The following is a 12550-nucleotide window of genomic DNA, read 5'->3' as shown; positions in this document are numbered from 1 at the left end:
AAGGTAAACTCACCATCGTTTACTTATATTTACAAATTAAATATTAAACTACCACATGAGAGAATTTTTCAAGTATGTTTTTGCCACCGTAGTCGGAATCGTAATTTCAACTGTACTGCTTTTTGCACTGTTTTTTATTGTTGTCATCGGACTTGTATCTTCATTGGAGAACGACAAAACTGTTTTGGTGAGCAGCAATTCTGTATTGTTTATGAATCTTGACCAGGCAATTACAGAACGCACACCTGACGATACTTTTGCAAAGTTTCTGGGATCTGAAGGAGAAAAGAGCATTGGTTTCAACGACATCATAAAATCTCTTAAAAAAGCAAAAACTGACGATAATATCAAATGTGTATACCTGAATGTGTCTTCTCCAAATGCTGGTTTCGCCACCATGCGTGAGGTAAGAACTGCACTATTGGATTTCAAAACGAGCGGCAAGAAAATCATCGCATACAGTGAAGTCTACACACAAGGAGCCTATTACCTGGCTTCTGCCGCTGATAAAGTTTACCTGAATCCTGAAGGTGCTTTGGAATTTAAAGGTTTAAGTTCGCAACTCATGTTCTTCAAAGGGGCGCTGGACAAACTGGGCATAGAAGCACAGATCATCCGTGTTGGCACTTACAAAAGTGCAGTTGAGCCATTTATCACTGATAAAATGAGCGACAAAAACCGCGAGCAGGTAACTGCCTATGTTTACGGTTTGTACAACACCTTCCTGGACGGAATAGCTCACAGCAGAAAATTAAGCAAAGACTCTTTGCACCATATAGCTGATGAATATAAAATCCAGCAGCCTAAAGATGCCCTTGCGTATAAAATGATTGATGGACTGAGGTACAAAGATGAGATCCTCAACGAGCTCAAATCGCTTAGCGGAATAGATCAGAAGAAAAATCTCAAAACAGTAACCATTAATGATTATGCTAAAAATGTAGCAGCTGATAAAAACCCATCGGGAGATAAAGTAGCGGTGATTTTTGCCAATGGCGACATCAATGGCGGTGAAGGATCGGACAATACCATCGGTTCGGAACGCATATCAAGAACCATCAGAAAGGCCCGTATGGATAACAGCATCAAAGCAATCGTCCTCAGGGTAAATTCACCGGGCGGCAGCGCGCTGGCTTCTGATGTGATCTGGAGAGAAATTGTACTTGCCAAAAAAGTGAAACCGGTAATTGCTTCTTTTGGAGACGTCGCAGCATCTGGCGGTTATTACATCGCCTGCGCAGCGGATTCTATTTTTGTACAGCCCAACACCATCACCGGCTCTATCGGTGTGTTTGGCGTGATCCCTAACTTCCAGAATTTATTGAACAATAAACTGGGCATTACTTTCGATGGCGTGAAGACCGGTAAGTACGCTGACATCATGAGCACCAACAGGCCGCTTACACCGGGCGAAAGGCTGATCATACAAAACGATGTCAACCGCGTATACGACAGCTTCATTACCAGGGTAGCTGATGGCCGTAAAAAATCAAAAGCATACATTGACAGTATCGGAGGCGGACGTGTATGGGTAGGTACTGATGCGGTTAAGATTGGTCTGGCCGACAGAACCGGCAGCTTCAATGATGCGATAGTAGCCGCCGCTAAAAAAGCAAAAATAAAAGACTATAAAATTGTTGAATATCCTGAAATCATAGACCCTATTAAGTCCTTCATGGAAACTGGTACTGATAAAGTAAAAACCTATTTCGCGAAACAGGAATTGGGTGAGCATTACCACATCTACGAACAAATGAAATCTGCTGTTGCCAAATCCGGCGTACAGGCCAGGATGCCTTTCGAAATCAAAGTTCAGTAATCAATGGAAAACAAAGCTATTGCACGTACCCTACGCCTGCTGTCGCAGCTGATGGAACTGCACAATGAAAATCCCTTTAAAATTAAATCTGTTGCAAATGCTGCTTTTAAGGTAGATAAGCTCCCCTTTGCCATCAAAACCAAAAATCTGGAAGAGATCGCCCAAATTGATGGTCTGGGTAAAAGTATATCTTCAAAGGTATGGGAACTGCTTCAGACTGGTACCATGGCAGAACTGCAGGCCATCCTTACAGAAACCCCGGAAGGCATCGTAGAAATGCTGGGCATCAAGGGAATTGGCCCTAAGAAAATCGTGGTGATCTGGAAAGACCTTGGCATTGAGAATATCGGCGAACTCTATTATGCCTGTAATGAAAACAGACTGATTGAAGCCAAGGGTTTCGGTCTGAAAACTCAGGAAGAGATCAAAAAAGTGATCGAATTTCAGATGGCGGCACATGGTAAGTTCTTGTATGCCCAGACTGAACCTCTAGTGAATAAACTCCATGCTGATCTGGCCATCTGGCTCAAAGGCATCAGTGGCGAGCCACTACTTGGTGTAGCCGGCGCATACCGCCGCTGCCTGGAGATCATCGAAGAAGTAGAACTGGTACTTGGCGCAGAAAGCATACAGGAAATTTATGACAGGATCGCTGAATTCGAGCCCTTAAATTTTGAACCTCATACAGAGCATACTTTAATCGCCTTAAGTCCTTTCGGCATGAAAATAAAACTTCACCTGACGGACAAAAAGGATTTCTACCTGAACTGGTTCAGTCTCACCGGAAATGAAGCGCATGTAAAGCAGGTGCTTGACCTGGCTGGCACAGGCCCTTTCAGCGATGAATATGAAATATACCAAAAGGCTGGACTGTCTTTCGTAGCGCCTGAACTCAGGGAAGGGCTTGATGAGATTCAACTGGCTAAAGAAAACAGGCTTCCTGTACTCATCAAATATGAAGACCTTAAAGGTAGCCTGCACAATCACTCTACCTGGAGCGACGGTGTCCATACGCTTGAGGAAATGGCTCAGTATTGCAAAGAAAACCTCCAATTGGAATACCTGGGTATTTGCGATCACTCCCGCTCTGCCTTTTACGCCAATGGCCTCAATGAGCAGCGGGTATATGCACAGCATCAGGAAATCAATGCGCTAAATACCAAACTTGCTCCTTTTAAGATTTTTAAAGGCATCGAAAGTGACATCCTTTATGATGGTGCTTTGGATTATAGCGATGACATCCTGAAAACTTTCGATTTTGTGGTGGCATCGGTTCACAGCAACCTGAGAATGGATGAAGAGAAGGCTACTGCCAGACTCATCAAAGCGGTAGAAAATCCTTACACGACGATCCTTGGTCACCCTACGGGCAGATTATTACTCAGCCGGAAAGGATATCCTATAGATTACACTAAAGTAATTGATGCCTGTGCGGCGAACAATGTGGTCATTGAGATCAATGCCAACCCGCTCCGCCTCGACCTCGACTGGCGCTGGCACCGTTATGCACTGGAAAAGGGCGTGTTGTTATCCATAAATCCGGATGCACACAGAACAGAGGGTTTTCATGATACCCGCTTTGGTTTATTGATTGGTCGTAAAGGCGGACTAACCGCAAAGCAGTGTCTCAATGCCATGTCGCTGGAAGATATCTCCCAATACTTCAGCAATAAAAAATAGTTATCCTTACCTTTACCCCATGATTAGTAAGCTTTGTAATAAAATTTTTCAGGATGCGATTAATGATTATCACGTTCATAACAATATAGATCAGCCAATTGTAAATCCTTACCGCATCAGTACCCTGGAGCATTTATTATACATGAAATGCTGGATAGACACAGTACAGTGGCATATGGAAGATGTAGTGCGTAATCCCGGTATTGATCCGGTGGAAGGATTGCAATGGAAGAGACGCATTGATGCCTCTAATCAGGAACGTACAGATGTGGTAGAATACATCGACAGCTATTTCCTGGAAGAATATAAAAACATCAGTCCTAAAGCAGACGCCAGAATTAATTCTGAAAGTCCGGCATGGGTAATAGACAGGCTGTCTATCCTTGCCCTGAAGGTTTATCACATGACGGAAGAAACTGAGCGCAGCGATGCTTCTGAAGAACACATCCGCAATTGTACGGATAAACTTAACATTTTGTTAAACCAAAGAACAGATCTTTCCGGTAGCTTAGATGAACTGATCACAGACATAGAAAACGGCACCAAATACATGAAGGTATACAAGCAAATGAAGATGTACAATGATCCAAATTTGAACCCGATATTATATAATACAAAGTAATTAATGCCAAAAGCCGCTAAAATATTAGTAATTCGTTTCTCGGCAATGGGCGATGTGGCAATGACTGCGCCTGTATTGAAAGAATTCAGAGAAGCCTACCCCGACACCGAATTACTAATTGTTAGCCGCACGTTATTCAAACCTTTTTTCGAGGGCTTAACCAATGCGCAGTTTCATGCCTTCGATCCTAAACAAAAACACAAGGGTTTTTTTGGACTCATTAAATTATTCAGGGAATTAAAGAAACAGGAAGTAACTGCAGTGGCGGATCTCCACAACAACCTGCGCAGCAAAATACTGACATTTCTTTTTTTCTTCGCAGGTATAGATTTCGCTACTGTCGATAAAGGCAGGAAGGAGAAAAAACGGCTCACCAGAAAGGAAAACAAACTGGTCATCCCGCTTAAGCTGACCATTCAGCGCTATACCGAAGTATTCGGAAAGCTCGGTTTTCCGCTTACACTAAAGAATACCCTCCACAAGCAAACGCTAAACGGAAATGACGTCAGGAAGATCGGTGTCAGTCCATTCGCCCAGCACCTTCAAAAAGTTTATCCCTTACACAAAATGGAGGCCGTATTGCTTACATTGGCAGAACTTGGTCACCAGCTGTTTATTTTTGGTGGATCGGAAGAAGAACAACAGACTGCTGAGGGCTGGGCAAACAAGCACCAAAACATTACCTCTGTTGTAAGAAAGATGACACTGCAGGAGGAACTGGAATTCATTTCAACACTGGATGTGATGCTCAGCATGGATTCTTCTGGAATGCACCTCTCCTCTTTAAAGAATGTTCCGGTTGTATCCGTATGGGGAGCTACCCATCCCTATGCTGGCTTCCTGGGCTATGGACAATCCATAAACGATGCCGTTCAGATAGATTTATATTGCAGGCCATGTTCAGTATATGGAAATGTACCCTGTTATAGAGGAGACTTTGCATGCATGAATAATTTACCTGAAAAAAATATTGTAGATAAACTACTAGAAAAACTAAATAATGACCAAACAGCTGCTATTAGTAAGACACGGTAAATCTGACTGGGGCAACAGCCACCTCGCAGACTTCGACAGGCCTTTAAACCCAAGGGGACACAGAAATGCGCCTGAGATGGCAAACAGAATCCTGAACAAAAATCTTGTACCTGAACTGATTGTCAGCAGCCCTGCGCTCAGAGCACTGACGACAGCAAAACATTTTGCACAGGTCTGGAACAAAGCTCCGGAGCAAATACTGGAAAAACCGGAAATCTACGAAGCAAATACCAGCACATTACTTGGTGTATTGAATGGACTGAGTGATGATTACAACAGGATTGCCATATTTGGGCACAATCCCGGTTTTACGGATTTTGCGAATTACCTGAGCGATGCGGGAATCTACAACATCCCTACCTGCGGCACCGTATTGATAGAATTTACCGCTGATCACTGGTCAGAGATCAGCCACCATACCGGTAAGCTGATTGAATTTGATTTCCCTAAAAGTGCAGATGAAGATTAGCGGCTGAAGATTAAAAATGCAGGTGCTTTACAGTAAGTCCGTTGTTGATCAACTGCTTTAAAGAGTCAATTCCTATCCTCAGGTGGGTCTCCACGAACTGACTGGTTACGTTGCTGTCACTTTCTGTTGTCTTCACACCTTCAGGGATCATCGGCTGGTCTGAAACCAGGAGCAATGCGCCTGTAGGAATTTTATTGGCAAAACCTGTTGTAAAAATGGTCGCCGTCTCCATATCCACCGCCATCGCCCTTAGTGTCTTCAGGTATTTCTTAAAATCCTTATCATGTTCCCATACCCTGCGGTTGGTCGTATAACAAGTACCTGTCCAGTAATCCCTTGAATGGTCCCTGATCGTAGTGGATATCGCTTTTTGTAAAGCAAACGCAGGCAAAGCGGGCACTTCCGGCGGCATGTAGTCATTAGAAGTCCCCTCTCCTCTTATCGCGGCGATCGGCAGTATCAGGTCGCCCAACTGGTTTTTCTTTTTCAGTCCGCCGCATTTACCCAAAAACAGCACAGCCTTTGGCTTTATGGCACTCAGCAGATCCATCATCGTTGCCGCAAGCGGACTTCCCATACCAAAATTAATGATGGTAATGCCATTGGCAGTCACGCTCTGCATTGGCTTATCAAGTCCCATTATAGGTGCATTGTCATTCCATTCCGAAAACATTTGCACATACTTGCTGAAATTTGTCAGCAATATATATTGGCCAAAATCTTCCAATGGCCTGCCGGTGTACCGCGGCAACCAATTATTGACAATATCAGACTTGGATTTTAATCCTTTTTTTACCGGAGACTCAACCTCCTTCACCTTCTTTGCCTTCGCTACAATCTTCTCGTCTTTTTTAACATCCTTCTCTTCATTCATATATTCCTCCTTTTTTAACTATTATATTTAATAATGTCCACTTGTTTCCCCTTCCTCTGCACTAGCGCGGACTTAAAAAATCACCTTCTCAGAGAAGACCTCAGCGCCCATGTTGCGAAGCTTCAGGGGATGCAGTCTTCGAAGAGAACGGTTATTTTTTCAAAGTCCAAGCGATTCTCTTGGAGTTATCACCTTCTTCGAAGAGAACGGTTGTTTTTCTTACGAACGGGCGGGTTCCCAAATAACAAGTTAAAAAAAATCCCCGGTTATTTTACCGGGGATCTCATCATTTTATGCTGCTTTTAACTTCTTAAAATCGGCCTTTTCAAATTTCTCTACCGCGTAGTCGAGTGTGATCAGCAATTCCTTGACCGTCGAATCAGACGGTATCTCAAACATTGCATCCAGCATAATCGCCTCGCAGATGGACCGCAAACCGCGGGCCCCCAGCTTATACTCCATAGCCTTATCAACTATAAAATCCAATACCTCATCATCAAATAACAGATTCACATTCTCAAATTCAAACAACTTCACGTACTGACGTACCAATGAATTCTTAGGTTCTGTCAGGATATTGCGCAAAGCCTGCTTATCCAGTGGATTCAGGTGCGTCAATACCGGCACACGGCCAATTAGCTCAGGGATCAAACCAAAAGATTTCAGATCCTGCGGAGTGATGTATTTATACAGGTTCTTAAGATCCAGATCTACATCATCCTTTTTCACTTTATAACCAACCGCCTGAGTACGCAGCCTGTTTGCAATTTTACGTTCGATACCATCAAAAGCACCGCCGCAAATGAATAGGATATTATTCGTATTCACAGGGATCATTTTCTGATCAGGGTGCTTACGTCCGCCCTGAGGTGGAACATTCACAACCGTACCTTCCAGGATTTTCAGTAAAGCCTGCTGTACACCTTCACCGGATACATCACGTGTAATAGAAGGATTGTCACTCTTACGCGCCACCTTATCTACTTCATCAATGTATACAATTCCACGCTCAGCTGAGGCCACATCATAATCCGCAGCCTGCAATAAACGCGTCAGAATACTCTCCACATCCTCCCCAACATAACCTGCTTCCGTAAGGACCGTAGCATCACAGATACAGAAAGGCACATGCAGGATTTTTGCAATGGTCTTCGCCAGCAGGGTCTTACCCGTACCGGTTTCACCAACCAGCATGATGTTCGATTTTTCAATCTCTACCTCATCGGCTTTATCTACCTTCTGGCTCAATCGCTTGTAGTGGTTATACACCGCCACCGAAAGTACTTTTTTAGCATCATCCTGACCAATTACATACTGATCAATATGCGCCTTAATTTCCTGCGGTTTCAATAATGTGATCGAAGAATCCAGGGGTTTCGATTTCTTACTGCCCAACTCCTGTGCAAGGAGCTGATTGGCCTGGGTCACACATTTATCGCAAATGTATGCATCCAGCCCTTCAATAAGCATCAAGGTATCCTGTTTGCCCGACCCGCAAAAAGAGCAGCGGGAATCTTTGTTTTGTTTCGCCATTTTTAGTCTTTCTTCGTACTTCCCAGTACCTCATCAATCATTCCAAAGCCTTTAGCTTCTTCTGCCTTCATCCAGTAATCACGGTCTGAAGCCTTCTCTACCCATTCGTAAGTTTGTCCTGAATGCGTAGAAATAATATCGTATAATTCTTTTTTCAGTTTCAGCATCTCTCTTAAATTGATCTCCATATCTGAAGCAACACCTTGTGCTCCTCCCGAAGGCTGGTGGATCATTACTCTTGAATGTTGCAATGCCGCACGTTTACCTTTAGCACCCGCAACCAGCAATACAGCACCCATAGATGCTGCCATACCCGTACAGATCGTAGCCACATCAGGTGAAATATATTGCATCGTATCATAAATACCCAGACCTGCATATACAGAACCACCCGGTGAATTGATATAGATCTGAATATCTCTGTTGTTGTCTACTGATTGCAAAAATAACAATTGTGCCTGAATAATGTTTGCATTTCCGTCATAGATGGCATCACCTAAAAAGATAATGCGGTCCATCATCAAACGTGAAAACACATCCATCTGAGCTACGTTCAACTGGCGCTCCTCTATAATATAAGGCGTCATGCTTTTTGGAGAAACATTGGTTGCGCCAATGTAACGATCTACATTCAAACCGTTAATGCGGTGATGTTTAACTGCGTATTTTCTGAATTCGTCTTTATCTATTTTCATGACCTTTTATTTTATTTTTTCTGTTCCTTACACCAAAGTAAGGAAACTAAGTTGGCAATTTATTGTGGTATTGTAAAATTTGACGATCTTTTTATACGCATAAGGCGGCCTTAAAAAAGCCGCCCTATCAATATTTATAAATTAAAGCTTTCGCGAGCGATTACTTCAACAGATCTACAAATTTATTGTAAGCTATTTCTTTCTGGTCAATTGTAGCAACCGATTTAATGTGTTCAAAAACCTTAATGGCTTTTACCTCATCAAAAATACGATTTGCATTGTCTTTCTCTTTTAAGAAAGTTGCAGTGTACTGAGCCAGTTGATCTTCCGGCATCGGAGCTGGACTGTACATTCTAAACTGAGCATCTAAACGTTGTTTCGCTGTCTGGAACACATCTTCATATTTAATTTCGATGTTGTTGTCTTTGATCAGTTTATTTTCGATCAATGTCCATTTCAGGTTTTTAGCGAAATCATCATATCCTTCAGCCAATTCAGCATCAGTTAATTTCTCGTTGGTAGCTTTTAACCATTTACGCAAGAACTCATCAGGCAATTCGATTTTTACACTGTCAATTAATTTAGTGTACATATCGTTTTGCAATTTGCGGTCTGCATCCTGGTTAAACATGCCTTCAACTTCCTCAGTGATTTTAGTAGTAAAACCAGCTTCGTCAGTCACTACGCCTGCACCAAATAATTTATCAAAGAACTCCTGATTCAGGTCTGCTTCCTCTAAACGGTTTACATTTTTAACCGTTACCTGGAATTTAGATTTCAAGTCTTTTGCATCTTCTTCGCTGATGTTTAACAATTTGGCGATGATCACCTCATTTTTATCAAAAGCTTTCTGAACATCCAGTTCAACTACGTCATCTTTTTTCAGACCAACTAAAGTTTTTAAAATCTTTTTATCAGTCACCTGATCTAAACGAATAGATCCTGTATGGTTAATGCCACCTTCAAAAACTGAACCATCAGCAGAAAGTTGTGCTATTTCGGCATAAAGTACATCTTCTTCTGCCGAAACTTCAGGATTTGTCATTTTGCCATAGCTTTTGCGGATGTTTTTGATACGTGCCGCAAGCGTCTCAGCATCAGCTTTCACATCATACTGAGTAAATTTATCTTTAGAAGTGATGTTTACATCGATCGCAGGAGCCAGACCCAATTCGTAGTCAAACTCAAACTCGTCAGTATTATCCCATTTGAATTCTTTAGTGTCATCCATTACTGGTAATGGCTGTCCAAGGATTTCCACTTTATTATCAGTAAGGTGCTTGTTTAAAGTTTCGCTCAACAGGTTATTGATCTCTTCAACAAGGATGCTTCTGCCATACATTTTTTTAATGTGGGCTGCAGGAACCATTCCTTTACGGAAACCCGGAAGGGTTGCTTTTTTAGCTTGTTCTTTTATAGATTTATCAACCTTTTCAGTATAATCTTCAGGCGCAATCTTAATCTTTACAACTGCGTTTAGGTCGTTAATTTTTTCCTGTGTAATGTTCATTTTTCTGAATCAATTTTTATAACCGTCTCTGTCTGCGGAATATCGGGAAGTACACCCTCCTTTTACCATTCCTGTTAGAGGGCGCAAAATTAGTTTTTTTTATTCTATTTTTCACATTATATATAGGAAACCATCATGATTTTTTTCAAACCGTACAGCATGATGAATAAAAAAGATTTATACGAATGAATACAGCATAAAAAAAGACAGCTCTTTCGAAGCTGTCTTAATGTATTGTGCGGAAGAAGGGACTCGAACCCCCACGCCGTGAAGCGCCAGATCCTAAGTCTGGTGCGGCTACCAATTACGCCACTTCCGCAGTTAGGATGTATTTGTTTTGGATTGCAAAGATAGAGATAGTTTCTAAAAGTCAAAACTGTTTTTAAATTATTTTCGCTCTGTTTACTTAACCTGTTGGTTTACAGTGAAAACATTTTTCCTGTTCAATTCAATCTGAAACAACTATGCTATATGTCTTTGCCTACATGTTGCAGCAGCTGATCTCTATACAGTTTAGACAAGGGGATCTTATTCCCTCCCACAGTTACCTGATGCTTCTCAATGCGCTCAATTTTCTGTCTGGAAATGACAAAAGATTTATGAACTCGTATAAACTGATCCGCAGGAAGTTTCGACTGTAATTCTGTCAATGTAATGCGTGTCAGGGTATGCTTATCTGCTTCATGCAGGTCGACATAATTGTCCTCTGCCTTCGCATAGATCAGGTTGTTAAATTTTATTTGTACCCAGTCATGTCCATCCTTCACAAATAAAGCCTGCTCCTCTTCACGTTTTTTCAAACCTGGTGACTGCAACCTGGTTTCAGCAAGCTGACATGCCTTTAAAAAACGTGTAAAATTAATCGGCTTCAGTAAATAATCGGTAGCTGCCAGCTCAAACCCTTTTAATGCGTACTCCGGATAAGCAGTGGTAAAAACAACCTGAATTTCAGCATTCAGCATCGACGCAAATTCAATCCCCGAAAGATCCGGCATAGCGATGTCAAGAAAAACCAGGTCTACGCGCTCTTTTTTAAGGTATGTCAGTGCATCTTTAGCACTTAAAAAGGTAGCGTTAAGGGCAATAAAAGGAATCTTTTCTGCATGGGCACGGATAATATCCAGTGCCACGGGCTCATCGTCAACTGCAATTACTTTCATCACTTTACCGGTAATACTTGTTTAAGTTTTTCCATCAATTCTGCGGTTTCAAGGTCTCTTGTTATAATTATTCCCTCTGGATCAACCAGAAAACTCTGTGGAATTTTCCTGATACTATAGAGCTTAGCGACCTCATTTTCCCAATGCTTCAGGTCCGAAACCTGGGTCCATTTTAATCCGTCCTCTTTTATCGCTTTTAACCAGGCATCTTTTCTATCTGCATCGTCAAGGGATACCCCCAATATAGTAAAATTCCGTCCTTTAAATTCATTGTAAATCTTCACAAGTTCAGGATTAGTTTCCCTGCAAGGGCCACACCAGGATGCCCAGAAATCGATCAGCACATACTTCCCCTTAAATGAGGCCAGGCTTACAGACTTTCCGGCAGTATCGGGCTGCGTAAAAATTGGTGCCCGTGAACCCGGATTAAGCGCAGTCTGATCTGAAAGGAATTTCTGAAATTCCTTGCCGGCCGACATATTCCTCAGCCTGGCAGAGAGCTTATCAAAAAGGGACCTCACTACCGTAACATCCGGAGAAATGCCTGCATAATCCTGCAACGTGCTCAATGCGATAAAGCTGTCCGGATTTTCCAGTATAAATTGTCGCTCCAGGGATTTTTTAACTGCATTTAAGCTATCCAGCTTCTTATTCAGTCCCGCAATATCTTTCTGATTAGCCCTTGCCATCAAGTTACCGACCTCCGCTCTCTGTTCAACAACAGGCTTAAGCATTTGTTCAACTTTAAGGTAATCTGAATTGATCCCCTTTCCTATGAACTCAGCATTGGCAATTAAACGGCTCGTTTTCAGCATAACTTTCCCCGGATAAATATACATGCGCAAAACATCCTGTTTCTCATTGCGTTTTTTTAGCAATCCGGAAAATCCTATGGCGGTCGTATCGCGTAAAAGAGTTGCATTCAACGGCCCCCCGATCTTGCCCTTAAAAACAACCAATCCGTTATGCCGTACGGCCGAATCCACGATCTTTTTACCGTCCTGCTGGTACAATAAATAAATCTTAGCCTTTGAAGGCATCGCCATCGCGTTGATTTCAACACTGAACAAAGAGTCCGCCGTCTGTGATACGGACATAAAGGGTACCGCCGCTCCGAAAAGCAGTAAGATTACTTTTTTTATCATGGTTACAA

The 12550-nt window shown here is 42.3% G+C and carries 11 protein-coding genes and 1 tRNA gene; 5 read left to right on the top strand and 7 right to left on the bottom strand.

Features of this window, described 5'->3' with window-relative positions; all coding sequences use genetic code 11:
- Nucleotides 1–55 precede the first annotated feature (55 nt).
- From sppA to R2Q78_RS19200, 5 genes are read left to right on the top strand one after another with little or no spacing between them, the layout of a single operon-like run.
- Complete coding sequence (gene sppA, locus R2Q78_RS19220) at nucleotides 56–1819, top strand: signal peptide peptidase SppA (protein ID WP_316794177.1); 1764 nt, start codon at nucleotides 56–58, stop codon at nucleotides 1817–1819.
- A gap of 3 nt (nucleotides 1820–1822) precedes the next feature.
- Nucleotides 1823–3499 carry a helix-hairpin-helix domain-containing protein gene (locus tag R2Q78_RS19215; RefSeq protein ID WP_316794176.1) on the top strand — a complete coding sequence of 559 codons (1677 nt, stop codon included), beginning with the start codon at nucleotides 1823–1825 and terminating at the stop codon, nucleotides 3497–3499.
- Nucleotides 3500–3518: 19 nt separating this feature from the next.
- Entirely contained in the window at nucleotides 3519–4121 is a 603-nt protein-coding gene (locus R2Q78_RS19210) for a DUF4254 domain-containing protein (protein WP_316794175.1), read from the top strand.
- Nucleotides 4122–4124: 3 nt separating this feature from the next.
- Nucleotides 4125–5156 carry a glycosyltransferase family 9 protein gene (locus tag R2Q78_RS19205; protein WP_316794174.1) on the top strand — a complete coding sequence of 344 codons (1032 nt, stop codon included), beginning with the start codon at nucleotides 4125–4127 and terminating at the stop codon, nucleotides 5154–5156.
- A complete protein-coding gene (locus R2Q78_RS19200; RefSeq protein ID WP_316794173.1) occupies nucleotides 5122–5625 on the top strand; it encodes a SixA phosphatase family protein in 504 nt (167 codons plus the stop codon). The genes R2Q78_RS19205 and R2Q78_RS19200 overlap by 35 nt, the downstream gene beginning before the upstream one ends.
- A gap of 10 nt (nucleotides 5626–5635) precedes the next feature.
- Here R2Q78_RS19200 and R2Q78_RS19195 read toward each other — a convergent pair whose 3' ends face one another.
- The 7 genes from R2Q78_RS19195 to R2Q78_RS19165 all read right to left on the bottom strand — a co-directional run bounded on the left by R2Q78_RS19195 (nucleotide 5636) and on the right by R2Q78_RS19165 (nucleotide 12542).
- Nucleotides 5636–6499 carry an AMP nucleosidase gene (locus tag R2Q78_RS19195; RefSeq protein ID WP_316794172.1) on the bottom strand — a complete coding sequence of 288 codons (864 nt, stop codon included), beginning with the start codon at nucleotides 6497–6499 and terminating at the stop codon, nucleotides 5636–5638.
- A 291-nt stretch (nucleotides 6500–6790) separates the two neighbouring features.
- Complete coding sequence (gene clpX / locus R2Q78_RS19190) at nucleotides 6791–8032, bottom strand: ATP-dependent Clp protease ATP-binding subunit ClpX (protein WP_316794171.1); 1242 nt, start codon at nucleotides 8030–8032, stop codon at nucleotides 6791–6793.
- Nucleotides 8033–8034: 2 nt separating this feature from the next.
- Nucleotides 8035–8727: an ATP-dependent Clp endopeptidase proteolytic subunit ClpP gene (gene clpP, locus R2Q78_RS19185; RefSeq protein WP_316794170.1), complete on the bottom strand. Its 693-nt coding sequence runs from the start codon at nucleotides 8725–8727 to the stop codon at nucleotides 8035–8037.
- A 160-nt stretch (nucleotides 8728–8887) separates the two neighbouring features.
- A complete protein-coding gene (gene tig / locus R2Q78_RS19180) occupies nucleotides 8888–10237 on the bottom strand; it encodes a trigger factor (protein ID WP_316794169.1) in 1350 nt (449 codons plus the stop codon).
- A 237-nt stretch (nucleotides 10238–10474) separates the two neighbouring features.
- Nucleotides 10475–10556, bottom strand: a tRNA-Leu gene (locus R2Q78_RS19175).
- Nucleotides 10557–10704: 148 nt separating this feature from the next.
- Nucleotides 10705–11397: a LytTR family DNA-binding domain-containing protein gene (locus R2Q78_RS19170; RefSeq protein WP_316794168.1), complete on the bottom strand. Its 693-nt coding sequence runs from the start codon at nucleotides 11395–11397 to the stop codon at nucleotides 10705–10707.
- Complete coding sequence (locus tag R2Q78_RS19165) at nucleotides 11397–12542, bottom strand: TlpA disulfide reductase family protein (protein WP_316794167.1); 1146 nt, start codon at nucleotides 12540–12542, stop codon at nucleotides 11397–11399. Before R2Q78_RS19165 ends, R2Q78_RS19170 begins: the two co-directional genes overlap by 1 nt.
- Nucleotides 12543–12550 lie beyond the last annotated feature (8 nt).

The sequence above is a fragment of the Pedobacter frigoris genome (assembly GCF_032678645.1).
Taxonomy (GTDB): Bacteria; Bacteroidota; Bacteroidia; order Sphingobacteriales; family Sphingobacteriaceae; genus Pedobacter; species Pedobacter frigoris_A.
Note: the sequence above shows the minus strand (reverse complement) of the source record. Positions and strands in the feature narration are given on the sequence as shown.

Excerpts from the sequence above, each read along its gene's own strand:
- sppA (WP_316794177.1), top strand. The coding sequence starts at position 56 with ATGAGAGAATTTTTCAAGTATGTTTTTGCCACCGTAGTCGGAATCGTA.
- R2Q78_RS19215 (WP_316794176.1), top strand. The coding sequence starts at position 1,823 with ATGGAAAACAAAGCTATTGCACGTACCCTACGCCTGCTGTCGCAGCTG.
- R2Q78_RS19210 (WP_316794175.1), top strand. The coding sequence starts at position 3,519 with ATGATTAGTAAGCTTTGTAATAAAATTTTTCAGGATGCGATTAATGAT.
- R2Q78_RS19205 (WP_316794174.1), top strand. The coding sequence starts at position 4,125 with ATGCCAAAAGCCGCTAAAATATTAGTAATTCGTTTCTCGGCAATGGGC.
- R2Q78_RS19200 (WP_316794173.1), top strand. The coding sequence starts at position 5,122 with ATGACCAAACAGCTGCTATTAGTAAGACACGGTAAATCTGACTGGGGC.
- R2Q78_RS19195 (WP_316794172.1), bottom strand. The coding sequence starts at position 6,499 with ATGAATGAAGAGAAGGATGTTAAAAAAGACGAGAAGATTGTAGCGAAG.
- clpX (WP_316794171.1), bottom strand. The coding sequence starts at position 8,032 with ATGGCGAAACAAAACAAAGATTCCCGCTGCTCTTTTTGCGGGTCGGGC.
- clpP (WP_316794170.1), bottom strand. The coding sequence starts at position 8,727 with ATGAAAATAGATAAAGACGAATTCAGAAAATACGCAGTTAAACATCAC.
- tig (WP_316794169.1), bottom strand. The coding sequence starts at position 10,237 with ATGAACATTACACAGGAAAAAATTAACGACCTAAACGCAGTTGTAAAG.
- R2Q78_RS19170 (WP_316794168.1), bottom strand. The coding sequence starts at position 11,397 with ATGAAAGTAATTGCAGTTGACGATGAGCCCGTGGCACTGGATATTATC.
- R2Q78_RS19165 (WP_316794167.1), bottom strand. The coding sequence starts at position 12,542 with ATGATAAAAAAAGTAATCTTACTGCTTTTCGGAGCGGCGGTACCCTTT.